The sequence below is a fragment of the Flavobacterium zhairuonense genome (assembly GCF_004352915.1).
GTDB lineage: Bacteria > Bacteroidota > Bacteroidia > Flavobacteriales > Flavobacteriaceae > Flavobacterium > Flavobacterium zhairuonense.
The window spans coordinates 1-26,443 of record NZ_SJSY01000065.1; the positions used below are offsets into that span (position 1 = coordinate 1).

General features: G+C 34.4%; 17 protein-coding genes. 6 read left to right on the forward strand and 11 right to left on the reverse strand.

The genetic code is table 11. The features are described from left to right. The 3 genes from EYY60_RS03530 to EYY60_RS03540 form a co-directional block, all read left to right on the forward strand. On the forward strand, nucleotides 1-3,686 hold a 3,686-nt coding region (locus tag EYY60_RS03530), incomplete at its 5' end, for a T9SS type B sorting domain-containing protein (RefSeq protein WP_132988025.1). A gap of 154 nt (nucleotides 3,687-3,840) precedes the next feature. Beyond that, entirely contained in the window at nucleotides 3,841-4,758 is a 918-nt protein-coding gene (locus EYY60_RS03535) for a PorP/SprF family type IX secretion system membrane protein (RefSeq protein ID WP_132988026.1), read from the forward strand. A gap of 11 nt (nucleotides 4,759-4,769) precedes the next feature. Beyond that, complete coding sequence (locus EYY60_RS03540; RefSeq protein ID WP_132988027.1) at nucleotides 4,770-6,710, forward strand: OmpA family protein; 1,941 nt, start codon at nucleotides 4,770-4,772, stop codon at nucleotides 6,708-6,710. A gap of 136 nt (nucleotides 6,711-6,846) precedes the next feature. On the opposite strand, the gene EYY60_RS03545 is transcribed toward EYY60_RS03540, so the two are convergent. From EYY60_RS03545 to pyrR, 6 genes are all read right to left on the reverse strand, one after another. Further along, nucleotides 6,847-7,350 carry a CAP domain-containing protein gene (locus tag EYY60_RS03545; RefSeq protein WP_132988028.1) on the reverse strand — a complete coding sequence of 168 codons (504 nt, stop codon included), beginning with the start codon at nucleotides 7,348-7,350 and terminating at the stop codon, nucleotides 6,847-6,849. A 177-nt stretch (nucleotides 7,351-7,527) separates the two neighbouring features. After that, complete coding sequence (gene pdxH / locus EYY60_RS03550) at nucleotides 7,528-8,172, reverse strand: pyridoxamine 5'-phosphate oxidase (RefSeq protein WP_132988029.1); 645 nt, start codon at nucleotides 8,170-8,172, stop codon at nucleotides 7,528-7,530. Nucleotides 8,173-8,326: 154 nt separating this feature from the next. After that, entirely contained in the window at nucleotides 8,327-9,232 is a 906-nt protein-coding gene (locus EYY60_RS03555) for a ribonuclease Z (RefSeq protein WP_132988030.1), read from the reverse strand. A gap of 104 nt (nucleotides 9,233-9,336) precedes the next feature. Continuing rightward, complete coding sequence (locus tag EYY60_RS03560) at nucleotides 9,337-9,669, reverse strand: ribonuclease Z (protein ID WP_132988031.1); 333 nt, start codon at nucleotides 9,667-9,669, stop codon at nucleotides 9,337-9,339. Between the two features lie 172 nt (nucleotides 9,670-9,841). Next, nucleotides 9,842-10,771, reverse strand: a complete 930-nt coding sequence (locus EYY60_RS03565) for an aspartate carbamoyltransferase catalytic subunit (protein ID WP_132988032.1) — start codon at nucleotides 10,769-10,771, stop codon at nucleotides 9,842-9,844. Between the two features lie 110 nt (nucleotides 10,772-10,881). After that, entirely contained in the window at nucleotides 10,882-11,421 is a 540-nt protein-coding gene (pyrR, locus tag EYY60_RS03570) for a bifunctional pyr operon transcriptional regulator/uracil phosphoribosyltransferase PyrR (protein ID WP_008468864.1), read from the reverse strand. Nucleotides 11,422-11,680: 259 nt separating this feature from the next. On the opposite strand from pyrR, the gene EYY60_RS03575 reads away from it, so the two are divergent. The 3 genes from EYY60_RS03575 to EYY60_RS22240 all read left to right on the forward strand — a co-directional run bounded on the left by EYY60_RS03575 (nucleotide 11,681) and on the right by EYY60_RS22240 (nucleotide 13,833). After that, on the forward strand, nucleotides 11,681-12,430 hold the full coding sequence (locus tag EYY60_RS03575; protein WP_132988033.1) for a nucleotidyl transferase AbiEii/AbiGii toxin family protein: 750 nt from the start codon (nucleotides 11,681-11,683) through the stop codon (nucleotides 12,428-12,430). 120 nt (nucleotides 12,431-12,550) lie between these two features. Next, nucleotides 12,551-13,522, forward strand: coding sequence for a HEPN domain-containing protein (locus EYY60_RS03580; RefSeq protein ID WP_132988034.1), 972 nt, complete (start codon nucleotides 12,551-12,553; stop codon nucleotides 13,520-13,522). A gap of 137 nt (nucleotides 13,523-13,659) precedes the next feature. Beyond that, a complete protein-coding gene (locus EYY60_RS22240; RefSeq protein WP_008468862.1) occupies nucleotides 13,660-13,833 on the forward strand; it encodes a hypothetical protein in 174 nt (57 codons plus the stop codon). Between the two features lie 202 nt (nucleotides 13,834-14,035). Here EYY60_RS22240 and EYY60_RS03585 read toward each other — a convergent pair whose 3' ends face one another. The 5 genes from EYY60_RS03585 to nagB form a co-directional block, all read right to left on the reverse strand. Further along, nucleotides 14,036-15,655 (reverse strand): ABC-F family ATP-binding cassette domain-containing protein, encoded by a 1,620-nt coding sequence (locus tag EYY60_RS03585; RefSeq protein WP_132988035.1) that lies wholly within the window; start codon nucleotides 15,653-15,655, stop codon nucleotides 14,036-14,038. Nucleotides 15,656-15,974: 319 nt separating this feature from the next. Further along, the gene (locus EYY60_RS03590) at nucleotides 15,975-16,748 is read right to left on the reverse strand and encodes a TlpA family protein disulfide reductase (protein WP_132988036.1); all 774 of its coding nucleotides are present in this window, start codon (nucleotides 16,746-16,748) and stop codon (nucleotides 15,975-15,977) included. Between the two features lie 334 nt (nucleotides 16,749-17,082). Next, nucleotides 17,083-21,819 (reverse strand): T9SS-translocated chitinase ChiA, encoded by a 4,737-nt coding sequence (gene chiA, locus EYY60_RS03595; RefSeq protein WP_132988037.1) that lies wholly within the window; start codon nucleotides 21,817-21,819, stop codon nucleotides 17,083-17,085. 455 nt (nucleotides 21,820-22,274) lie between these two features. Further along, entirely contained in the window at nucleotides 22,275-24,341 is a 2,067-nt protein-coding gene (locus EYY60_RS03600) for a beta-N-acetylhexosaminidase (RefSeq protein ID WP_132988038.1), read from the reverse strand. Nucleotides 24,342-24,477: 136 nt separating this feature from the next. Beyond that, nucleotides 24,478-26,415, reverse strand: coding sequence for a glucosamine-6-phosphate deaminase (gene nagB, locus EYY60_RS03605; RefSeq protein ID WP_132988039.1), 1,938 nt, complete (start codon nucleotides 26,413-26,415; stop codon nucleotides 24,478-24,480). Nucleotides 26,416-26,443 lie beyond the last annotated feature (28 nt).

Below are 26,443 nucleotides of genomic sequence, written 5' to 3' on the forward strand. Positions count from 1 at the left end.
GCAGCGATACAGAAGCTTTGGCATCGGCGCAAGCCTTATTCCCTACTGCTACTGACGCATGCGATAGTGACGTTACTAATATTGTAAAAGTAAGCGGCCAGTTTATAGCTTCTGAAGGTTGTTCAAATGCTGGAACTTATACTAATACTTGGACTATAAAAGATGATTGTGGTAATACTTCTGAAACTTTCACTCAAGTGATTACAATTCAAGATACTACTAAGCCAGTATTTAATGGTGAACTTCCATCTGATATAACAGTTTCTTGCGATGCGGTTCCAGAGCCAGCAAATATTCAGGCTACTGATAATTGTGGAGGTGGAGATCTACCAATTGTATTATCTGAAGTTAAAAGCGATATCAAAAATGAATGCGGAACTGAATATACCCTAACTCGTAAATGGACAACAAGTGACTGCAGTGGAAACACAGCTTCATTTACTCAAATCATTACAGTTAGAGACACTACTCCGCCAACAGGAACTGCTCCAGCGAATGTTGTAGACTTGCAAAGTACTGCTGAAATTCCAACTGGTAGTCCAGATGACATTACGGATGAAACTGACAATTGTAGCGGAAATGTAACCGTTACTGTAAGCGATTCTAACAATGGCGCAAGTGGTTGCGACGGAAATGCGTATATATTAACCAGAACCTATACATTGACAGATTGTGCAGGAAACAAAACAGAATTAGTTCAAACATTTACTGTTGATAACAAAGTATCTGTTTCTGGGGTTCCAACAAACGTAAGCTGTCTTGACGGAACTGACGGTTCGATTGCCGTAACTAGCAGTCCGGGTGCTACCGTTGTGATTACAAATGCTAACAATGAAGTTGTTGGAAATACTAACTTACCAGCAGGAACTTATACTCTTACTGCAACTGCTCCTGTAAACGGAGAAGGTCAGGTTTGTACAGCAACTGCTACTGTTACTATTACACAGCCAAATTATAAAGTTAAAATATCTGGTCAGATTATCAACGTAGATACTAACACTCCTATTGCGAATGTGCCGGTTACATTGATTCCTCAAGGAACCACTACTGGTCCAATTTTAATTCGCATTACTAATGCCAATGGAGAATATTCATTCTCTGGCATGGCTGCTGGAAGTTACTTAGTTCAAGTTCAAGATGCTAATTTAAATAGTGCATATCAATTATATCCTGTAGATTCAAGCTTGTTCTTTACAACTCTTGAAGAATGTAAATTCCTAGTACATGACTTCTTATATGGAAAATCAAAACTTCCAGTTTTAGGAGATTATGTTTGGTATGACACCAATAGCAACGGAATTCAGGACGAGTGGTATGATGCCAACAATGATGGCATTGTAACTAAAAATATCCCAGACAGCAATGGAGCTATTGATTATAGCTTATGGGAATGGCTTGATTTGAATGGAGATGGAAGCTATACTGGCCCTCAAAATGTAGGCGAATTAAATGCTGGAGGATTCGGAAATGATAAGAGCGCCAATGTTATTGTTGATGGTCCTAATGGATATCACGAAGAAGTAATCGTTGGAATTCAAGGTTTCTGGAGAGACAGACCAGAAAGTGAAAATCCTTACGGAGAATATAAAGTCAAACTGGTAAGAGATGCAAACTTAGATGCCGTAGCAACCGCTTTAGGAGTTACTGGATTAGTAAAAGTATTGCCATCATCAAATACAGCTAAAAAAGCTACATCTAAAACTGGCAAAGCGCAAATGCATACAGTTTGTACAACAACAAGTGCCGATGGATACATTGTAAATGTAACTCCAGAAGATTTAGTTCACTTAGATATTGACTTTGGAGTTAACTGTAAAGAATACCAAGATATTGTTGCTAATGATGATAATGGAGGTCCGTTCCCTGGAGTTAATACAACAACACCAAATGTATTGAATGTATTAACAAATGACACTCTTGAAGGACAACCAATAACAGCTTCAGATGTAGTGATTACAACAGTAACGCCAAATGAATTCTTGCAATTGAATCCTGACGGCTCTGTAGATATTCTGCCAAATGCTCCAGCTGGAACATTAACAATGGTGTATCAAATTTGTGAAGCCGATCAAACTTCAAATTGTGACACAGCAACTATAACAATTACAATTGAAGCTCCAGTTATGACTGTAACTGCAACTGCAATTTGTGTAAACGATGTTCCGTATCTTGATTATTCAGCAATACCTGTAAACTTTACACCTATAAATGGCGTAACTATTACATGGGCAGACAACAATAACAATGTGGTTACTACAATGACAAACTTACCGCTTAGCGGAAGAGTATTATGGCCAGGTGCTGTAGTAGATCAGAATGGTAATGGTATTGACTGGCCAGGATGGGTTTTCCAAGATAATAAATGGATTCAGGCTCCAGACGGATTTGAAAATCTTCGTCCGACTGCTACTGTAACAATATCTGTTAATCCAAGCGAAACGATAGTTGTAAATTATCCGCCAGCTGATCCTTACTGTATCGCAAGACCAACATTTGCAATTGTTGCCAATGACGATACTGCAGGGCCAATAAACGGTACAACTGGAGGAACAAATGTGATCAACATTTATACTAATGATACTTTAAATGGATCACCAGTAAATCCAAGCGACGTTACTTTGACTACTGTCACACCTGACCCAACGGGAGCATTAACGCTAAACCCTGACGGATCAATTACAGTAGCACCAAACACGCCTGCGGGAACTTACACATTGACCTATCAAATTTGCGAAAATGCTGATTTCGGAAACTGCGATACCGCAATTGTAACCGTGACAGTTTCTTCTTCTCCAATCGTTGCAAATGATGACAGCTATGTTGAAATTGGCTGTAACAAATTCGGACTAGTTGGAAATGTATTGAGCAATGATTTACTAAATCAGCTTCCAGCAACACTGCAGTTGGTAAACTTTAGTTTAGTACCACAAAGCGGAGAAGTTAAAACAGATCCAAACATTACTGTTGATGCTTCTGGAAATGTAAATGTTTCAAGCTTAACACCAGCCGGAACTTATACATACACCTACCAGATTTGTGAAAAACTAAATCCAAACAATTGTGATACAGGCACTATTACTATAACAGTTATTCCAAATGGTGTAACAACGCTTAGCAGTTCAGCTTGTAATGATGACTCAACATTAATCGACTTGCTTTCACTGCTTCCAGCAGAGACTCCAAGAAACGGAACTTGGGTTGACACAAACAATAGCAATGCATTACAAGGAAGCACATTGAACGCTTTTGGTTTAGCACTTGGCACTTATGCATTCGAGTACAAAATAGCCGATCAGCTTTGCCCTCGAAGCATCGTACTTAATATGGAAATCAATGATGACTGTAAAGTATTGCCATGTAAAAATATAGTGGTGCACAATGCTTTCTCTCCAAACGGAGACGGTATAAATGATGTATTTGTAATTGATGGTATTGGCGACTTGACCTGCTACCCAGGAAACACAGTCGAGATCTATAATCGTTGGGGAATATTAGTCTTTGAAACTACTGACTATAACAATACAACGAATGCGTTTGATGGAACTTCACGAGGAAGAACTACTGTTAACAAATCTGAAGGATTGCCAACAGGAACGTACTTCTACATTGTGACTTACAAATCTTTAGACGGAAATAATGTAATTCAATATAACAAAAAAGACGGATACCTATATCTTTCAAAATAAACCATATTTATAAGTTGCTGATTTTTAACTTTTTAAATCAGCAACTTACAAATATCAACAGGAAAAATTCATAAATTTGAATACTTTATTTTTTGTTTTTCCTGAGGGATTCCATTAATAATCAATAGTAAAATTGAAATAATAAATATCTACTATGAGAACAAAATTATTTTACTTCGTCATTCTGTTTGTAACTATTGCAAGTCACGCGCAGCAAGATGCTCAATATACGCAATACATGTACAACACAATAAACATAAATCCTGCTTATGCAGGTTCTCGTGGAGCCTTAAGCATTTTTGGACTATATCGTACCCAATGGGTTGGTCTTGATGGTGCACCAGAAACAAGCAGTTTCTCAATAAACACTCCTATTAACAACAGTAATTTAGGAATTGGAGGCTCACTCGTTAATGATAAAATTGGTCCAACAAATGAAAACAACATTTCTGTTGACGTTTCATATACAGTCCAAACATCAGCTAATTTCAAACTGTCATTTGGTATTAAAGGAACTGCCAATATATTCAATTTAGATGTCAACAAACTAAATCCAGAAATTTCTGGAGATCCACAATTTCAGGATCTGGACAATAAATTTTCTCCAAATGTGGGAGCGGGAGTTTATTGGCATTCTGACAAAGCTTACATTGGTTTTTCAATTCCAAACTTTATTGAAACGAATCGCTACGATGACAATGATATTGCCATTTTCAAAGACAAAATCAATTATTATTTAATGGCTGGTTATGTATTTGATTTAGACAAATACCAATACATCAAATTCAAACCAGCTGTACTTACTAAAATGGTTGAAGGTGCACCACTTCAAGTAGATCTTTCAGCGAACTTTATGTTCTTTGATAAGTTTGTTGCCGGTGTCGGTTACAGATGGAGTGCTTCATTAAGCGCCATGGTTGGGTTCCAAATCACTGACGGTCTTTATTTAGGTTACGGTTACGATCACGAAACCACAAACCTTAATAATTATAATTCAGGATCTCATGAGATATTCCTGCGTTATGAATTCTTTACTAAAAATGGTAAAATCACAACTCCTCGTTTCTTCTAAAAATAAGTACTATGAAAAATTATATTTTCCTTTGCCTAACATTTGTAAGCGTTTTTTCATTGGACAGTTATTCACAGCAGTCAAAAGTAAACGCTGGTGATAAAAAATACAATAATTACGCTTATGTTGACGCAATAAAAACGTATGAAAAAGTAGCAAACAAAGGTTATAAATCTGAAGAAATGTTCAAGAAACTTGGAAATTCTTATTACTTCAATTCAGATTTTGATGGTGCTGCTAAATGGTATGGTGAGTTGTTTGCAATGAATTCGAACATAGAACCTGAATACTACTACAGATACGCTCAGTCATTAAAATCAATAGGAGAAACTAAAAAAGCAAATAAAATTCTCGATGAATTTGATGCTAAAAACAAAAATGACAACAGGGCAAGACTGTACAAAGCAGATGTAAACTATCTGGATCAAATCAAAGCCAACTCAGGCCGATATAATATCGAAAATGCGGGAATAAATAGCAAATATTCTGATTATGGCTCATTTGTTTATAACAACAAGTTATACTTTGCATCTGCTAGAGATACCGGAAATTTTTCACAAAGAAAACACAAATGGACAGGCGAATATTTTACCAATATTTATGATGCCGATGTTGATCCTTCGACCTATACTGCTTCTAAAGTAAATAAATTCAAAAATGCTTTAAACAGTAAATTCAACGAAGCAACTCCCGTTTTTTCAAAAGATGGGAAAACTGCATACTTCACAAGAAACAATTTTGTAGATGGAAAAAAAGGAAAAGATGTTAACAAAATTACTTTAGTAAAATTATACAAAGCCACTCTTGACAGTAAAGGACAATGGACAAATATAGCACCACTTTCTTTTACAAGCGACAATTACAGCACTGCACATCCCGCGCTAAGTCCAGACGGAAAAACACTTTATTTTGCTTCTGATATGCCAGGTACAATTGGACAATCGGATATTTACAAAGTAAGTATCAACGGGGATGGAAGTTTTGGCAATCCAGAAAATTTAGGAAAAACGATAAATACCGAAGGAAAAGAAACTTTCCCATTTGTAACGGATGACAACGAAATCTATTTCGCTTCAGACGGGCATCCAGGACTTGGCGGATTAGACGTTTTTGTAGGTGATATCGATAGCGACGGAACTATCAGCAATATCCAGAATGTAGGCGCCGATGTGAATTCACCTAAAGATGATTTCGCTTATTTTATAGATTCTAAAAGCAGGCTTGGCTACTTCAGTTCCAATAAAGATGGCGGACTTGGCTCTGATGATATCTATAAATTTTTAGAAACTCGCAGCCTGAAATGCATCCAGGAATTAAGTGGTCTTATAACTGATATTGCTACAAATGAAATTTTGCCTGGAGCAAAAGTTACTTTATACGAAAATCAAGTTATCAAAAATACGACAACGGCCGATGCTACAGGATTATATAAATTTCCTGTTGATTGTAAAAAAACCTATAATGTTCGTGCTGAAAACCAAGATTATGAAACTAGAGAAGTTAGCGTAACAATTGATAAAGTAAGCGGAAAAACAGATTTACCAATTGCTCTTACCAAACGCATGTGCCGTGTAACGGTTGGTGATGATTTAGGAAAATGTTTTGGCATCAAAATGATTTATTTCGATTTGGATAAATCAAACATCAGACCTGAAGCTGCATTAGATTTAGAAAAAATATTGGCTGTATTAAACGATTATCCAGCCATGAAACTTGACATTCGTTCACACACAGACAGCCGTGCATCACATAAATACAATGAAGGTTTGTCTGATAGAAGAGCAAAATCTACTATTCAATGGTTAATCAAAAACGGCATCAAAGCCGATCGCTTAACCGGAAAAGGATATGGAGAAACGCAGCTTGTAAACAAATGTTCTGATGACGTTCCTTGTACCGAAGAAGAACATCAAATGAACAGACGAAGCGAATTTATAATTACAGCACTTTAGTTATTAGTTAGGATTACCATATTTTTAAAAAAAAGAAGCTGTCTGAAATAGACAGCTTCTTTTTTATGCAAAAAAAATCGTCACAGTTATAAAAACCGCAACGATCACTAAAAACCAACCAGTCTTAAGTTTATCTTTATATCCTAATAAAAATATTAGTATAATATTTTTTACCTGTTTTAGTATCAGTAGTAATTGCTATACCAAAATGAGTAAAATTACCTTCAATATTTTCTTTATGCCCAGGACTTTCCAACCAAGCATTTAAAGCAGCTTGAGAAGTCTTATAATTATAGGCAACATTCTCTCCTACTTTTTTTGCCCCAAGAACTTTTTCAAGATTTTCTGAACGCGCTACAAAGTCGTTATGATCAACAACATTTTTTTCAATCATATAATTGTTGTGTTCTTCGCATTTTGCAGAAATATGATTGATTGGCTCTAAAGCATTTAGACCAATACTAACACGGTAATCGTTAATCAATTTCATGGTTTCTAATTCTGAATCATTGTACGTGTAGTTCGTAATCAGAATTTCAGTTGAAGTACTGTCTTCAGTTCCCTCTGCAGTATCAGCAGAACATGCGTTCACTGCAATTAGTATTGCAATGAACGTCATGATGCGCATTATCTTCTTCATAATCATACAGTAGTTTAATGCCTAAAGGTAAATGTTGGGGCAAATCCTTTAAATTTTTATAATTTGAATAAATTGTTCCACTTTTCTTACGCCAAACGTATTCAAATTGTCGGTAAACTACAAAAATAATCGATGAAATACATTAAAATTTTAATTTAACATATAATTTTCTTACAATTAAGATGATAATCGCTCGATCTTCCATGAAAAATCAGATTGACTTGTATAACGAATTCTATCATGAAGTCTATTTGGTCTTCCTTGCCAAAATTCTACTTGTAAAGGAGTTACTAAATAACCTCCCCAATATTCGGGTCTCGGAATTTCTTTTCCTTCAAATTCTGCTTCCAATTTTTTTAAGTTTTCTTCCAAGAAAGCTCTCGACGGAATAACCTCACTTTGATTCGAAACTATTGCACCAAGCTTGCTTCCGTCCGGACGAGAACCAAAATAGCCATCTGAAATATTTTCAGAAGTTTTTTGCGCAATTCCTTTAATAATAACCTGACGCTCCATTTCCTGCCAAAAGAAAGATAAACAAACATTTGGATTATTCTCAATTGCTTTTCCTTTTTCCGAATTATAATTGGTATAAAATATAAATCCTTCTTCTGAGAATTTTTTCAAAAGAACGACACGAGATTTCGGAAAACCATCCAATCCGATTGTCGAAACCGTCATGGCATTCACTTCACCGCTTCCACCAAAATCTTCCACTTCATGAAACCAGCGGTTAAAAAGATTAATTGGATCTTCAGGAATGTTAGTTTCCAACAATTCGCTCTTTTCGTAAGATCTTCTATAGTTGCTTAAATCATTCATGACTTATTATTTTAGATTGTTGATTTTAGATTGTTGATTTTAGATTGTTGATTTTAGATTTCAGATTTTTTTTATTCAGCCTGACATCAGTATATTTAAGCTCCAAACCTTAGAACCTTAGAACCTTAGCATCTTAATATCTTAGTATCTTAGATTATAATTCAAAACTCAGGCCGTCATCTGCTAAAAGCACATTCGGAAAAACTTCCTCAGCTTCTTGTTTAAAACGTTCCAAACCATCATATCGTGTCGAATAATGCCCCAAAATTAATTGTTTAGCATTTGCTTTTAAGGCAATTCGTGCAGCTTCTTTTGCTGTTGAATGCAATGTTTTTTGCGCCAATGAAGCTTCCGATTCTAAAAAAGTAGATTCATGATACAAAACATCAACATTTTCAATAATCGGAATAACAGCTTCATGATAAACAGTATCAGAGCAAAACGCATAACTTTTTGGCGGGGCTGGATCAAAAGTCAATTTTTCGTTTTCGATTACAGTTCCATTATCCAATGTAATATCACCGCCGTTTTTTATCTTTTGATAATAAGCAACGTGAATATCGTATTTCTGAACAGCTTCAACATTCAGTTTTCTTTCATCTGGTTTTTCTTGAAACAAATAACCGTTTGTATAAACACGATGTTTCAGCGGAATTGTTTTTACTACAACTTTCTTGTCTTCAAAAACAACTTCACTTTCTTTTGATTCCAATTCATGAAAAAACAAATCATAAGTTGTCCATGATTCGGTCAATTTTAATTGAAGAAGAATTAATTCCTTAATTCCTTTCGGTCCGTAAATGTGCAAATCTGTAGTTCTTCCTAAAAGCGAAAAAGTCGAAATCGTTCCAATCAATCCATACAAATGATCGCCATGAAGATGCGAAATAAAAATGTGATTAATCTTTGAGAACTTAATCTTATTCTTTCGAAGCTGAACTTGAGTTCCTTCTCCGCAGTCAATCAAAAACAATCTGTTTTTAATTTCTAAAACCTGCGCAGTCGGATTCGTAATCGTTCTGGGAGTTGCGGCATAACAGCCAAGTATCGTTAGTTTCATTTTTGATTTTAGATTGTAGATTTTAGATTTTAGATTTTAGATTGACCAAATATTTTAGATTTAGTATTAAAAAAATCTAAAATCTAAAATCAGAACTCTAAAATCTAAAATCCTAGGTCTCTTTCGATTTCTTCCATTTCGATTATATCATGTGCTTCCAAAAGTGAAGGAACCACAACCAGTTTATCTGAAATAGCGTTAAAATCAAGATCAGTAGCCACAATTACAAATGATTTTTTTGCTTTTTTTTGTTGTTTTGAAAGCGGTAAAAAAAGCTTCAAATCATTTTCTGTCAAAGCCGAATCAGATGAAAGATCGATTATAATATTATGTTTTTCAAAAGTCTTAATTTGTTGCGTCACTTTTTCCAAGAAAGAATTTACATCTCCTTGTGTATCTTTAATGGTAACGGTATGTCCTTTTTGATCTACTTTCATTTTATAATTTATGGAGCTAAATATTTTATGCTAATTTACTAAGTTTTTTTATAGTTTTCAGTCACAGTCACAGTTTTCAGTTACTTGCTATGACTGCAAACCATCGGTTTAAAGAATTTTCAGTCTCAGTTTCTCTTATAACTGTGTACTGTGACTGTGACTGAAAACTAATTTATTGCTGAATCTTAGAAGCCAGCAAATAAATAATCGCCATTCTAATAGCAACTCCATTCTCCACCTGATTCAAAATCACAGAGTGATCAGAATCCGCCACTTCAGAAGTAATCTCTACTCCTCTATTGATTGGTCCTGGGTGCATGATTACGATTTCTTTTCCAAGCGAATCCAAAAGCGGTTTGTCTACTCCATATTGCTGAGCGTACTCGCGTGTTGATGGGAAGAAATTCACATCCATACGCTCGTTTTGTACACGAAGCATATTCGCAACATCGCACCATTCTAATGCTTTTCTTAAATTTGGTTCAACCGTAACACCAAGCGATTCAATATATCTCGGAATCAATGTTTTTGGTCCGCAAACTTTTACTTCAGCGCCTTGCATTTGCAAAGCATATATATTAGATAAGGCAACTCTCGAATGCAGAATATCGCCCACAATAACTACTTTTTTTCCAGCAACATCACCCAATTTTTCTCTTATAGAATAACTGTCCAATAAAGCCTGAGTTGGATGTTCATGCGCTCCGTCTCCTGCGTTTACGATGCTTGCTTTGACATTTTTAGATAAAAAATAAGCCGCTCCGGGATTAGAGTGGCGCATTACAACCATATCCACTTTCATCGAAAGGATATTATTTACAGTATCAATCAAGGTCTCTCCTTTTTTAACCGATGACTGAGCTGCAGAAAAACTGATTACATCAGCAGATAAACGTTTCTGCGCTAATTCAAAAGAGAGTTTAGTTCTGGTACTGTTTTCGAAGAAAATATTGGCAATAGTAATATCTCGTAATGAAGGAACTTTTTTAATCGGTCTGTTAATGACTTCTTTAAAATGATCTGCCGTTTCAAAAATCAGGTTAATATCATTCTCGTTGATATATTTAATTCCTAATAAATGATTTACGCTTAATTCTTTCATTTGTATTGTTTATTTGTTTAATCGTTGAATTGTTTAATCGTTTTTTTTTTGTCAAATCGCTTAGTCGGTGTTATTACCGATTAAACAATTAACCGGTTAACCGATTAAACTTAATTCGTCACTAGGTGAACAACATCTTCACCATCATTTTCTTTCCAGCTTACAATTACTTTTTCACCATTAATAGCATCTACCTGACGGCCTCTGTAATCGGGCTGAATTGGCAAATGACGGCTGAAACGTCTGTCAATTAAAACCAATAATTCAATTTCTGAAGGTCTTCCAAAAGATTGAATGGCAGTTAACGCAGAACGAATGCTTCTTCCTGTAAACAAAACGTCATCTATAAAAATGACTTTTTTGTCTTCGACTATAAAATTGATTTGGGTTTTATTGGCTTCAAGCGGTTTATCAGTACGACGGAAATCATCTCTAAAAAAAGTGATGTCCAGATATCCTAAAGAAATTTCAGGAACCTTGTATTCGTTTTCTAATATTTGTTTTAAACGTTCAGCTAAAAAAACGCCTCTTGGCTGAATTCCAACTAAAATAGTTTCAGAGAAATCAAGATGTTTTTCGATTAACTGACAAGCCAAACGATGGAGTATGATAGTAACTTCTTTCGAATTAAGTAATACTTTTTGACTCATAAGTGATTGTAATGTTTGGTTGCGCAAATATACGGAATCTGATTTTATTTGTTGGGGTGTTGAGTGGGGATTTTTTCTTGATTTCTTACAGACCTTCATCGATACAAAATTTTTCTAATCAACCAACAATTGATTTATTTTTCCAAATAAATCTAATTTTTCTTCTCAGTTTAATTTTTTAAAATTTATTTTAGCTTAATAATTTTATTAAAATATTTATTTTAATCCATTTCTCTTACTTACAAATAAAATCAAACACATGAAAGATATTCTAGAGGGAACAACAAAGTTACTGACTGAATCAATTAACTTAATCGGAGATAGTTTACTTGAAAAAGTAATATTTGTTGGAGGCTGGGGCCCATATCTTCGTCATCAAGATGTACATCCAGGAACAAAGGATGTTGATATACTGTTCCCAATGAATTATTCTCCCAAAGAAATTGAAAAAGTAATAGAAAATTTTCTTCAAAATAGTTTTTATATTAGTGCAAAACACGATTTCCAATTATGCAGAGCATATGAAATTGGAGAACGAACATATATTTTTAATGTAGATCTTTTGCATCCAACTGAAGGAAAAGTACAAAAGATAGATTTTATTGATATAATGAATTTAGATGTGACTGTTGATGGAGTAAAAGTAAAAACCGTTCTTACAATAAACATATTGCATGGAGATTTAATTCATTCTGAACAATTGGTTGACAAGATAAATTTTTCGGGGAAAATTATAAATGTATTGGATGGTGCAGGAATTGTAATTTCAAAACTTAGTGCATGTCATAATAAAAAAAGGCCTAGAGATATTTTTGATATTTACTTATCTCTTAAAGAACCAAATACAATTGAAAAGGTCAAATATTTATCAACTATTAGTTATTCAATTAATGAGGAGCTAGAAAATTATCGTGCTTTATTGAAAAAGAATTGGGCTGACTATGAAGCAAGTTTGCGACTCTTCAAAGTTGAAGACCCAAATGCTTTAAAATTCTTACTTATCGAATAATTAAATAATTATTATACAATTACCTATTGAAGTAGCTCACAAAGTTTTTTAAAGGTAAAATTTTCTTTTTTAAATTTAGATTTTCTACTAAAGAATTGAATATAAATAAAAACCTTATAAATGATAAAAACCAAAAGTTTTGCTACGATTTTTCACATACAAGTTGAAAAAAAACTTGATCAATTATTAATAAAAGACAATTTCAATCTTCGCATTTTAAGTGATAATAAAATCGTTAAAAACATTTTAGACATTAGGGACGTACGTAAAATAATTGGCCTAAACGAAGCTCAAGCTTTAGAAGAATCAAATTGTATTTTCTATAAAGAAGAAGATTATGATACAACACCAGAAAATTTTAATGACAGAGCATGTTTGATCGGAACATTACTTTTAATTGAAATGTTTTATCATGCGCTCTGGTTAATTAAGGATAACTCTGTACATTGCGAATTAGCGCATTTGTTTTATGAAGAAGAAAAACGTTATGCAATACATTCAAATTTTTGGAGTTCATCATACACCAATTCACTAGGAATAGTAGAAACTACAAGTTTTTCGAATGAAGAAATTGATGAAGCGATTAAACTTTACCCATTAATACTGATTACAAATCAACATGAAAATCCTCTATCGAACAACTCAATAAGAATAACTTCAAAAACATCAAGACTTTCAAGAGCCTTTTTCTTCATTCAATCAGCCAGAAGTACGATTGATATTGGAACAAAGATTTCTATCTACTGTTCAGTATTGGAGAGTATTTTTTCTGTCTCAACTTCTGAATTAAAACATCGTCTGTCTGAAACCATTGCATTTTTCCTTGAAAAAGATTATGAAAATAAAAAAAGAGTTTATAAAATTTTGCAAAATGCTTATGATGTTAGATCATCTGTTGTTCACGGAGACGGGATTCAATCTAAATTTTTAAAAAATGATGGTGAATTATTACTGCAAACGGCATTAAATACTGACGAAATTATTAGAAGATGTATGCGCAAAATCATTGAAGATTCAAATCTATATGATTTATTTACAGTTAAAACCCGAGATGAAGTTTCTGAATACTTACAAAATCTTATTTTCAATTAACTAAATAAAAATTTCTTTAATAGCTTGTAAATAATTAATATTGGACTCCAAATCCTAAAACATTTCCCAAAAATTCTATAACACATTTTCCTGATTCCTGAAGTAATTTTAAATATCAATTTAAAACATCAGAAGTCATGCAAAATAAAATACTAAGATTGTTAATGGTATTTGTAATACTGTTTTCATTTACAAGCTGTGAAGTTATTGGAGACATTTTTAAAGCCGGAATGGGATTCGGAATTTTTATCGTAATTTTTATTATTGCGATTATTATCTGGATTTTCGCTAAAATGTTCGGTAGTAAATAGTAGTAAAATAAACAAATAAAAAATCCCAAATTCCAATTTTTATAGCTGGGATTGTTTTTTTTTGCCACGAATTACACAAATTAGCACAAATTTAATTCGTGGAAATTCGTGCAATTAGTGGCTATATTTTTAAACATAAAAAAATCCCAAACTCCAGTCTAATTTGGAATTTGGGATTTTTAATATATTGGAATTTCAAAAATTAAAGATTGTACATCTTTTTTCTTTGCTCCTGAATTTTCTCATCATCAAGATATTCGTCAAATGTCATGTAACGATCGATAACTCCGTTTGGTGTCAATTCTACGATTCTGTTACCTACAGTTTGCGCGAACTCGTGGTCATGCGTTGTGAAGATTACAGAACCTTTAAAGTTTTTCAATGAGTTGTTGAAAGCCGTAATAGACTCCAAATCTAAGTGGTTTGTAGGTTCGTCTAACATTAAAACGTTAGCACGCTCCATCATCATTCTAGAAAGCATACAACGTACTTTTTCTCCTCCAGATAAAACTCTAGACGTTTTAAGAGCTTCTTCTCCAGAGAAAATCATTTTCCCTAAGAAACCTCTAATAAATACCTCATCACGCTCTTCTTCTGTTTTAGCGTATTGACGTAACCAGTCTACTAAAGTTAAGTCGTTTTCAAAATATTTATGGTTTTCAGCTGGTAAATAGGCTTGGTTGGTTGTAATTCCCCAATCAAAATTTCCAGCATCTGCTTTTTGCTCACCGTTTAAGATTTCATAGAAAGCAGTTGTTGCACGTGAATCTTTAGAGAAAAGAACGATTTTATCGCCTTTTGCCATATTCAGGTTAATATCTTTGAATAAAACTTCTCCGTCTACAGAAGCCGCTAAGTTTTCTACATTCAAAATCTGATCTCCAGCTTCACGATCCTGATCGAAAATAATTGCAGGATAACGACGGCTAGATGGTTTGATTTCGGCAATATTCAATTTCGAAATCATTTTTTTACGAGAAGTAGCTTGTTTCGATTTCGCAACGTTTGCACTAAAACGACGAATAAATTCTTCAAGTTCTTGTTTCTTCTCTTCTGCTTTTTTGTTTTGCTGTGCACGTTGTTTTGCCGCTAATTGGCTAGACTCGTACCAGAATGTATAGTTTCCTGAATAGTGATTGATTTTTCCGAAATCAATATCAGAAATATGTGTACAAACCGCATCTAAAAAGTGACGGTCGTGAGATACAACAATTACAGTGTTTTCATAGTTTGCCAAGAAGTTTTCTAACCAAGCGATTGTCTCGAAATCCAAATCGTTGGTAGGCTCATCCATAATCAATACATCAGGATTTCCAAAAAGAGCCTGCGCCAAAAGCACACGTACTTTCATTTTTCCTTCCATATCACTCATTAAAGTATAATGATCTGCTTCTGTGATTCCTAAGTTAGACAACATCGATGCGGCATCAGAGTCAGCGTTCCATCCGTTCATTTCTTCAAACTGAACTTGTAGCTCCCCTATTCTGTCTGCATTAGCGTCATTATAATCTAAATAAAGTTCATCCATTTCTTTTTTAACAGCATACAGCACTTTATTTCCCATTAAAACGGTTTCCAAAACAGTATGCTCGTCGAACATGTTGTGGTTCTGGTTTAAAACCGACATACGTTTTCCCGGCTCTAAATGGATATGCCCAGATGTTGGGTCCATATCGCCTGAAATGATTTTAAGGAAAGTAGATTTTCCAGCACCATTGGCTCCAATAACGCCGTAAATATTTCCGTGAGTAAACGTAGTATTTACTTCGTCGAATAAAATTCTTTTACCAAACTGAACTGATAAATTATTGACTGTTAACATGAATGTCTTTTTAATTAATTTGGTGCAAAAGTAGTGAAAAAGGTTCTAAGTTGCAAAGATGCAAAGGTGCTAAGGTTTTTTGTGCTGATGAAGGTTTCTCGCAAAGGCGCGAAGGCGCAGAGTTTTTTTTTCTAAGTTAATTACCACGTAGTCTTGTCATTTCGAGGAACGAGAAATCACACGCGGGATTCCGCATGCAAAATCACTAATCTTTGTAGAGTTTCTAGTGTGATTTCTCGTTCCTCGAAATGACAAACTGTATCTTAAAATAAATGAATAAAAACTTTGCGACTTCGCGACTTTGCGAGATTAATTTAACTTACAGCTTACTTTCTTTAGCCAAAGCCACTTCTAAACTTTCAAAATTTGGAAGCACTTTCGAAATAATTCCTTCTTTGTTGATAATAAAATGTGTTGGAAATGAATTCAACTGTAAAGATTCATTCATATAGTCTTTCATATCTGGAATTACAGAATAGGATAATGGTTTTCTCGCTAAAAACGTTTTTAACTGTTCTGGTGAATCTTCGGCTAAACTCATAAAAACAATGTCTTTTCTGTCTTTGTATTCGTCAACCAATTTATTGACTTGAGGAAATTCTCTAATGCAAGGCGTACAGTGAATGTACCAGCATTTTATAACAATGATTTTTCCTTTCATGGATTCATTTGTTACCAGATTTCCGTTTAAATCTTTAAATGAAAATTTTGGGAAAGCCGTTCCTTCCATTTTGTAGTTTTTAAAAGCATCAAAACCAATTTGGTTGATTGTCGCTTTTATGCTTGTATCCGTTTTTGGCTGAATTTTGAATAGTTTATAAACATAGATGCTTTCTTCGGATTTTAATCGAATTGGAATGAAATTTCCATTTGCCAATTGATCCAAAAAAGCTTCTTTTGAGATTTCTTTTGATTCAGCATCTAGCGCCGTAAAATCTCTAGAAAGCATTATTTTTTTACTTTGATAAGCTGACCAATCAGTAAAGTTTTTTTGAATTTGGATTGGATCAACTTCAGGATTTCCGAATTTATTTTGACTGAAAGTAGAAGTAAAAATGAAAAATGCGATTATAATTGTGAATATTTTTTTCATGAAGTTTTATGCGATAATTCTAAGATCAAAAATACTGATTTCTTTTTAACTGCAATGAAAGCAAAAGGTTTTCACTGGAGTTACAAAGGTATCGTCGTGTATTTGTCATCTCTCCTTCGCCGAGATGACAATATTGTGTTTAAATTTAGACATAAAAAAACCTGGCAATAGAGATTTGCCAGGTTCATAATGCGCTTGTCAAGGAGAAAACCAAATAACAAATCTCCTTAATTCACAGCATTTATTTGAAATAAAAATTAGATTAAAAAATAAATAACCAAACTCAATTTTAACCGTCCCAATTTTTTATTTCTAAATTTTCAACCATTTTATTCTAGTTTAAAAAGTTCATTACTTTATATGATTTTTTGTTTCCTGACTTATCTGTCACAACAACTATAAACAATTGTTTCGTTGAAAAACTTTGGTTATAAAGCACTATTTCTTTGTTGTTTTGAATATTCTTATGGCTTATAATAGTTTGTCCAATTGTGTTAAATACATCAACTTGAGCAATTTCTTCTACTTCATTTGAAACCGATAAAGCATCATTTTTAAAGTAAGTTACAGTATTGCCATTTTTCACTGAAATATCGCCAAGAGCTAAAGTTTTTGCTGCTGATTGCGATGCAAAATATGCTGCATAAGCATTAGATAATTCAGATGAATTTCCACAAGAAGAAGCATCCCAGTTTACAGACCAAGTCATTAAACCTCTTAAAGAAGGATATGGTCCGCCTGGTTGCATCGTGTATGTTCTTCCCGAAAAAGTAGTTCCGGTTCTTAAATAATGCATCGCATTAATTCCTTCTGTCGGTGTTAAATAACCGCTACCTGCTGCACTTGGACAAGCCGGTAGTGCAATAAGAACTTTTGAGGCTGGCAAACCATCAAAATGCATTCCTGTTGTAGCAATATTATAACCTTTTATTACCATATCAGTTAGAGCTGTAACCATGTTTGATTTCTTAGCTGTTCCATAATATTGGCCATCTAATCCGTTTTCTCCTCCTGTATTATACAATTGCACTGCTAATAAATCCAATTCATTACGCAAGTTTTGAATAATTGGCAAGAACGAACCGAAAGTATCGGTATAAGTCGAATATCCTCCTTGTACGTATTGTGTTTCTGGAGCTGCAGTTAATAAAAATCCAGGGCCATAGTACGCTTTTAATTCTTTGCAGGCATCTACTATATTTTTTAGTCTTGGATAAGCAGAAATCCCTGCATAAGAAATATCTCTTAATCCTCCTGCATTGAAATTCATCGATCCGCCTTCAAAATCCAAATCAACTCCATCAAATTGATACTCGTCAATAATTGCTTTTAGGCCATTAACAAAAATATTTTTCTGAGTTACATTGTCCAAAACAACATGTCCGTTTTGACCTCCAATAGAAACAATAACAGGAACGCCACTGTCTCTTAAGGACTTGATATCATTTTTCAACAATTGTTTATTAAAAACACCATTGGTCAAATATCTATTATCATTTGTAGTTAATACTGGCGTATAACCATCGCGATTAACGGTTTCTACGAAAGAATAATCCACTACGTTAAACTTCTTTCCTACCATTTGAGAAAAATATAAAAATGGTGCTGAAGTATTCTCCCAAGAATGTGCATACCCTAAAATAATTTTAGACGGAAGCGGGATGAATCTATTAGTGCTCACTGGAGCAATTTTAATAGTATTGTTTAGTGTAGTTACAGCAGCTTTATTATCAGTTGCTTTAATTACGACCGGATAATCCTGATAAGCAGATGGTGTGAAATTATACGTGTAAGTATTATTTGTACCTGCTGTCATATTAAATGTACCTCCGTTTATGGTAATAGTAACACCTGAAACTGATCCGTCACTATCAACAGCTGTAACGGAAATTGGCACAGCTTGAAAAGTACTTTGGGTTACAGTAGTATTCGATGGTGAAACCCAAGTAATTGTTGGTAGTGTATTTGGACAGTTTGCACCTGAACAAGTTAATGTAAAACTATATGTTTTTGAATCTGTTTGTCCATTTGATGCAGTAGCCGTTACAGTTAACGTATGGCTTTGAGAAAACTGATTTGCTACAGGAGTCCAAGTTGATGTATAAGTTCCCGAAGAATTTGTTGCACTTATGCTTTGTCCGTCTAAACTAAATACCACAGAAGAAATTGTAGTAGCATCAGAAGCACTTAATCCAACACTTGCAACAAAATTAATTGATACCCCTAAATTTATAGCAATCGTAGAAGCTGTTGGCGCTGTAATGGCAACTACTGGTTTAGTCTCAACTACCGCTTGTCTATTAAAATTATAAATCGTTGGCGTTGTTGGAACAGCAAAATTGGCTAAGTTATTTGGATAATAAGTCACTTCACCATTTTCCCATGTGTTTAATTTCAAACTTAAAATTTGAGTATAACCTGCTACAACTGAATTATCAAAGCTATAATTTCCTGATGCATCTGTTGTTGCTAAAACACTTTTCCAATTATGCGTGCTATCTGTCCAAGGCAAAACGATTTCGACTTTTGCACCAGAAACTGGAGTAGTTCCGTTTTTAACTGATCCACTTATTAAGTTTGTGGCTGCCGCCAATGCTGATTTAGCCGTTGAACTTGTATTAAAATTGTAAACCGTTGGATTTGCAGGAACTGCAAAATTTGCCAAGTTATTTGGATAGTAATTTACTTCCCCATTTTCCCAAGTATTCAATTTCAAACTTGTAACCGTTGTATAACCTGCTATTACAGAATTATCAAAACTGTATTTTCCTTGTGAATCAGTTGCAGCAATAACGCTTTTCCAATTGTGTGTGCTGTCTGTCCATGGTAAAACTATTTCAACTTTAGCACCAGCAACCGGAGTTGTTCCGTTTTTAACTGTTCCGCTGATTTTATTTGTGCTTACAACAACATCTTGTGCAAAGTTCAATGTTTTATTCGCATTCAAATTAGAATAAACCGTTGATGCTGGTGTAAATGTTTGTCCCGTTAAAGCTGCAGTTACTGTATAATTTCCGCCAGAAGCTAAAGTCAATGAATAAACTCCACTTGAATTAGTTGTTGTAGCAACATTTCCTGCTGTAGAAGACGCTGTAACTGTTACGCCAGAAACCGGAGTTGTTCCGTTAAGAACTGTTCCGCTTACGGTATAAGTTACAACTGCCGCTCCTTGAGTGAAATTCAACGTTTTGTTTGAATCAATTGCATTATAAACTGTTGAAGCCGGAGTATATGAGAATCCAGATTTTGCAGCAGTAACTGTATAATTTAATCCAGCTGTTAAACCTGCAACGCTGTAAACGCCACTTGCATTTGAAACTGCAGTTAATGTTGTGCTTCCTGAAACTGCAGAAATAGTTACGCCAGAAACTCCTGTGCTTCCGTTAAGAACTGTTCCGCTTACGGTATAAGTTGGTTGTGTTCCGTTAATAACAACTGAAGTTTGATTTACCGTGACGTTTGTTAAAGTTACAGGAGTAAATGTATAAGTCGCTTTTAAAGCAGTCAATGTATAATTTTGTCCCGAAGTTAAATTGTTGAATGCAAAATTTCCATTAGTTGAAACTACTGTTTGAATAACAGCATTACTTGCATTTCGTAATTCAACTGTAACATCTGCAACTAAAGCTGATCCGTTTTTTACAGAACCCGAAATACTTACTGTTCCCGGAACGACGCTTCCGAAAGAAGTATCAACCTGAGTTAAGAGTGAATTCGGAATTGAGCCTCTGGTATCCTGAGATAATTCCCAAATCATTCCTCCAGCTAAGTTTTTAGATTTTATATACTGCACTTTTAAATCCATTGATTGTTTATCTTCATAAGAAATAAACTCTTTTGTAGTCGCATTATATAAATAAGGAACTTTAGTAGTATTATCAAAATATCTTACCCATCCTGCTGCAGATGCAGATGCTGTTACCTGCATCGTACTTGGATCTAAATAAGCATGTGAATTTGTAACCGGATTTCCAACTAAATCACAAATCTCAATACTTCCCGAACGCTCACATGCTCCAGAGCCATCCCAAGTTCCGATAGGGTTTTGCGGATTTGTACATCCTCCAACTATATCTCTTGGAGCTGAAACGAATAATCCGTTTGTTGAGTTAGTAGCAACGTGATCGAATTTTTTTCCGTAAAAAGGCAATCCCATGATTAATTTATTTGCAGGGAAACCGATTACGTTTAAATATTGATTTGTCAATTCATCCAATGATTCGGATTGTGTTGCACCATATAACGGGTCATTAGGATTTCCGCTTGCATATAAAGGAGCATTGTAGCATGTTTTGTCATACCAGTTTCCTCCAAAATCATATCCAAAATAAGTGATATAATCGCAATATGTAGAAATATCTTCAGTCATTCCGTATTGTGATCTGTTGTTTGGGCCTAAATATTGCTTCGCTACATTTCGAACATTGTTTCCAGCAGCGATTGTAATCAGCTTATTTGGCATTGCCTGACGCATTGCTTTTAATAAAAGCACTAAATTTTTATTGTCATCAGGACTGTATTTTTGTGGAGGAACAGGCGCTCCATTCACTACTTCTGTACCATCAGTTCCGCCTGAAAGAGGATATTCCCAATCGATGTCGAAACCATCAATAAACGGATAAGTAACAATGAAGTTTGCCATATCTGCCGCTAGAGCAGCTCTTGCCACTGGACTTGCAGCAATTGGCGAAAGATCTTGGCCTTTTGTCCATCCTCCAACAGAAATTAAAACTTTTAAATGAGGATACTTTTGCTTAAGCTTCATTAAGTCATAAAAGTTTCCTTTTACTGGAGCATCCCAAGGGATTCCACCTTCCATATGCTCATAATCAGCATAGGTATCCAAGCATTTTAATTTTGTATTCTCCGGATGTGCCGGATCATACGTTGTACCATAAAAAGAATAATTTAAATGCGTCAACTTACTTCCATCAATTTTCGGAACGTTGAAATCCCGGGCATAAATAGACCATTGCGCATAATACCCTACTACTTTTTTTCCGTGGGCTGGTTGGGCCAACGCAAGTAAGGGAAACAATAACAAAAAGAGCAATCTGTAATAATGTTTCATAATTAATAGATATTGGTTAATAGAAAATAAATAATTGGGCCAAAGCAGTTTTGCTGCTGGGTTTCGCTCAACACAGGTTGGAAGGCTGCGTCGATTGGAAATAACTCAAATTAAATTCTATAGATAAATATTACTATTACTGATTTTTCATAATCATTAGCAAATAGTAGTGATTGATATTTATTTATAATTTTTAAAAAATTAATCTTAAATACAAATGATAAATTTGGGACTAATCATCAATCTATACTCATTTTTGTCATGTTTTATGCTATTCTCTCTATTTGGTTTTTTAAATGTTAATACTCCGTTAGTGGTTATTTTTTTATTTGGAAGGTTTAATAGTATCATTCAAGCTCAATTTTAATTACCTCTGCCAGATCGTTCTGGCAGAGACAATCAAACCTTTTTAAACAATAGAGGCAACTCAAAAAAATACTAATTCAAACCAAATTTTATATCAATTTCTTTAATCCTGTGTAAACTGCCAACTCAACATCGGCGAAATCTTTTGTATTACAATCTTCAATCAATTTCTTCAAATCTTCTGCTTTCAAAGTCGATTTATTATCAAGAGACAACAAAACTTGTTCTGACGCATCGCTTAATCTTTTAGCCAAAGGAAGAATCGATTGTATTAAAGGTGCATTTGCACTTAATTCATTTAACCCGTTATTCAAAGCAATCCACTTTGTTAAAAATGCGGTAACTTTTGCTTTATTTTCTGGAGTTTTATTCGTTGCATATTGTGTTGCAGCTTCATTAAAACTGATTGCATCTTTAGCATCAGCCGCACATGCATCTGCAAAAAGTGTCAATGGAGAATACATTTGATATTCTGTTCCGCCTTTATTTCTTGTGTAACCTTTTAGCGGTTCGCAAACATTTGAGAATTCATTTAAGATATTGATATCTTGATTGTTTGCAATATTTCTAAGAATTACTCCTTTATTACGAATATGTGTCAGTCCAACTTCCTCAAGTCTGAACGAAACCACATTAAGACGTTTGCGCATATTTGCAACATCAACAACATCTGCTGCTGACCAAAGCCTTTCTGCAATTGCAGCTGTTCTTGGCCAAACTCTCGAATCAATTGTTTCAGGAGTTACAAGTTCTGTCCACATGGTTGCTTCACCTCCTAAGATTCTTGCTTTTTCATCAGCTGTCAAATTAGCTCCTTTTGGCATTGGATCATTCAAATAATGACTTTCAACTGGGTACATCAAATCAATATAAAAGCCATTTGACAATACTGTTTTATAGCCTTTTTTCACCGCATCAACCAAAGATTGTCCAGCAGCCATCCCTTCGTTTGCTCCTCTCCAAGAATGAACAATTGCTTCTTTCGAAAGATCTTTAGTTAAAATTTCTTCCCAACCCATTAATTGTTTTCCATGTTTTTTAAGCATTGGAGCCAATTGCATTGTGAAATAAGTCTGCAATTCGTGGTTTGTGGCTAAATTGTGTTTTTTCTTGAATTCTTGAATTTTTGGGTTTGCATCCCAGTCTTTTCCTTCATTCTCATCTCCCCCAATATGAAAATAAGCGCCTGGGAATAGTGGGCAAACCTCATCAAAAATTTCACTTAACAATTGATATGTTTTAGGATTTGAAGGATCTAATGTTGGTGAAAAAATACCCGCATTTCTTTCAATTCCATAGGTAGCGATTGCTGTACCTTGAATATTTTTTTCGGAAGTTCCGCCAGTCACCGTAATTACTTTGCTGCCAATTTCTGGATAAGCAGTAAGTATTGACGAACCATGACCCGGAACATCTATTTCTGGAACTATTAAAATACCGCGCTCATCAGCATATTTTACGATATTTCTAATTTCCTCTTGTGTATAATACAATCCATCTGATGCTTTTTCAATCAGTTTTGGATGTTTTTTCATTTCGATTCTCCAGCCTTGATCATCGACCAAATGCCAATGAAAAACATTCATTTTCATAGCTGCCAATCCATCGATATTTCTTTTGATAACATCAATTGGCTGAAAATGTCTTGAAGCATCAATCATCAATCCTCTCCATGTAAAACGAGGAAAATCAGAAATCTGCGAATTCGGAAAATAAAATGATGTATTGTTATTCTGCAACATTTGCAATAAAGTCTCAAGACCATGCAAAGCTCCTAAATCGCTTGTTGCGTTTATTGTAATCTTATTTTGTTTGATATCTAAATGATAGCTTTCATCTTCATACAAACCAATTTTTCCGCTTTTAGTGCAATTGATTTGAAGTTCTGCTGACGGAACCTCATTTAATTTTGTAATAAAACCTTGAGAGAAAAACATACCAGTCCGTCCATCCAAACGACGCAAAAAACGAGTAACTCCTCCAAAAATTCTTGGATTTGGGTTTCCAGTAATATTTACTTTAAAGTTTTTGTTTAAAGCAAAATTGCCATCATTTAAAACAACACTTTGAGGCCAAGGCATTAAATTTAGTTGCTCTTTTTGAACTTGAGCACTAGATGTTAAACCTGCAAATAGTAAGACTAATAAATATTTCATTTTATTCTTTTTGAAAAATGTTACCGCTGAGATAACAATAAATTGATAATAGAAACAAAACTCAGAGTGATTTCTATTGAACCTCACTAATCGCTATAAGATCATTCTGAATTCTGTAATTGATTTGGTTTTGAATCTAATAATCGAAGCGTTTAAAGGCTTCAATTGCTTCATATTCTGCCAAACCTAGTTCATCATATAGAACTGCTGTGTTTTTATTTCGGTCTTCTGCCCTAACCCAGAATTCTCTTGAGTCGTTCCCTTGAAACATAACTCGGTCTTTTTGAGATTGATGGTACAAAATAGCATGACGCTTTAATAAAACTTCTGATGGGCTTAACGGAACTGCCATGTCAATTTCATGTATATCCCATTCGTGCCAAGCTCCTCTATAAAGCCACAACCAGCAGTCATCCATGTATTTTTCAGACTTTAATTCTTTCATTGCTGCAAAAATTGCATTCAAGCAAACCTCATGTGTCCCATGCGGATCGGCAAGATCTCCAGCAGCAAATACTTGGTGTGGTTTTATTTTGGCAATAATATCTTTTACGATATCAATGTCTATTTGACCAAGCGGATTCTTTTTAACCTGCCCAGTTTCATAAAAAGGAAGATCTAAGAAATGCGTATTTTCGTCTTTTAAACCAATATATCTTGTTGCTCCATAAGATTCTCTTCTTCTAATAAGTCCTTTTAATTTTCGAACTTCAAGAGAGTCTATTTGGTTTTCCGATTTATTGTTTAGAAAATCAATTACCGCTTTGAAATTGATATCTGATTTGCCTTCTCCAACAAAATCACTAGCTACTTCAGCAAATTTTAGTGCTTCATCATCTGTAACGGCAATATTTCCTGAGGTTTGATACACAACATGCACATCATGACCTTGTTTTATCAATTTTGAAAAAGTTCCACCCATTGAAATCACGTCATCATCTGGATGCGGACTGAAAAGAATAACTCTTTTTTTGGCTGGATTTGCTCTTTCCGGACGATGTGAATCATCTGTATTTGGTTTTCCTCCAGGCCATCCTGTAATCGTGTGCTGCAATACATTGAACATATTGATATTCAAATCATAAGCAGAACCTTCTTGCGCCAAAAGATCAGACATTCCGTTGTTGTTGTAATCACGGTCTGTCAATTTCAATATCGATTGTTTTGTTTTTTGGCACAACCAAACAATTGCTTTACTTTTTAATTCTTGTGTCCAAATACATTCACCAACAAGCCAAGGTGTCTTGAAACGAGTCAATTCTGATGCTGCCGACTGATCTAAAACAAAAGTAGCGTTTGGATGATTCTGCAAAAATGTAGCAGGAACTTCTGAGCTAATATCACCTTGAACAGTTCTTTTAATAATATCAGCCTTGTTTTGTCCCCATGCCATCAATACAATACGTTTTGATCTCATAATGGTTGAAACTCCCATCGTGATTGCACGTTTTGGAACGTTGTCTATACCATTAAAATCTGACGATGCATCAACTCTGGTAATATGATCCAAAGTAATAATACGTGTTCCCGAATTGACGTGTGAACCCGGTTCATTAAAACCAACGTGACCAGTTCGTCCAATTCCTAATAACTGAAAATCAAGACCTCCAGCCTGTTTGATATTCATTTCATAATCGATACAGTATTGATTCAATTCATCGATTGCAACTGTACCATCCGGAATATTAACATTTTCAGGTTTAATATCAATATGATTAAAAAGATGCTGATGCATGAAATAATGGTAGCTCTGATTGTTTTCTTTTGACATTGGATAATACTCATCCAAATTAAAAGAAATCACATTACTAAAGCTTAATCCTTCTTCTCTGTGCATTCTCACTAGTTCCTCATATACTTTTATAGGAGAAGAACCTGTTGCCAAACCAAGTACACAAGATTTATTTTTTTCTTGCTTAGATCTGATTAACTGAGCGATTTCCTGCGCTACAATTATTGAAGCTTCTGCTGAACTTTTGAAGATTTCGTTATGAATTTTCTCAAATCTCGTTTCTTCAAATTTACCGGCGCTTTTATAACTGATATCAGGTTTTATTTCTAAAGCACTTTTCATTTTTTTTCTTTTTTTGGTATGTACAATT

Coding starts and splice junctions, on each gene's coding strand:
- EYY60_RS03535 (WP_132988026.1), top strand. CDS start 3,841: ATGAGAACAAAATTATTTTACTTCGTCATTCTGTTTGTAACTATTGCA.
- EYY60_RS03540 (WP_132988027.1), top strand. CDS start 4,770: ATGAAAAATTATATTTTCCTTTGCCTAACATTTGTAAGCGTTTTTTCA.
- EYY60_RS03545 (WP_132988028.1), bottom strand. CDS start 7,350: ATGAAGAAGATAATGCGCATCATGACGTTCATTGCAATACTAATTGCA.
- pdxH (WP_132988029.1), bottom strand. CDS start 8,172: ATGAATGATTTAAGCAACTATAGAAGATCTTACGAAAAGAGCGAATTG.
- EYY60_RS03555 (WP_132988030.1), bottom strand. CDS start 9,232: ATGAAACTAACGATACTTGGCTGTTATGCCGCAACTCCCAGAACGATT.
- EYY60_RS03560 (WP_132988031.1), bottom strand. CDS start 9,669: ATGAAAGTAGATCAAAAAGGACATACCGTTACCATTAAAGATACACAA.
- EYY60_RS03565 (WP_132988032.1), bottom strand. CDS start 10,771: ATGAAAGAATTAAGCGTAAATCATTTATTAGGAATTAAATATATCAAC.
- pyrR (WP_008468864.1), bottom strand. CDS start 11,421: ATGAGTCAAAAAGTATTACTTAATTCGAAAGAAGTTACTATCATACTC.
- EYY60_RS03575 (WP_132988033.1), top strand. CDS start 11,681: ATGAAAGATATTCTAGAGGGAACAACAAAGTTACTGACTGAATCAATT.
- EYY60_RS03580 (WP_132988034.1), top strand. CDS start 12,551: ATGATAAAAACCAAAAGTTTTGCTACGATTTTTCACATACAAGTTGAA.
- EYY60_RS22240 (WP_008468862.1), top strand. CDS start 13,660: ATGCAAAATAAAATACTAAGATTGTTAATGGTATTTGTAATACTGTTT.
- EYY60_RS03585 (WP_132988035.1), bottom strand. CDS start 15,655: ATGTTAACAGTCAATAATTTATCAGTTCAGTTTGGTAAAAGAATTTTA.
- EYY60_RS03590 (WP_132988036.1), bottom strand. CDS start 16,748: ATGAAAAAAATATTCACAATTATAATCGCATTTTTCATTTTTACTTCT.
- chiA (WP_132988037.1), bottom strand. CDS start 21,819: ATGAAACATTATTACAGATTGCTCTTTTTGTTATTGTTTCCCTTACTT.
- EYY60_RS03600 (WP_132988038.1), bottom strand. CDS start 24,341: ATGAAATATTTATTAGTCTTACTATTTGCAGGTTTAACATCTAGTGCT.
- nagB (WP_132988039.1), bottom strand. CDS start 26,415: ATGAAAAGTGCTTTAGAAATAAAACCTGATATCAGTTATAAAAGCGCC.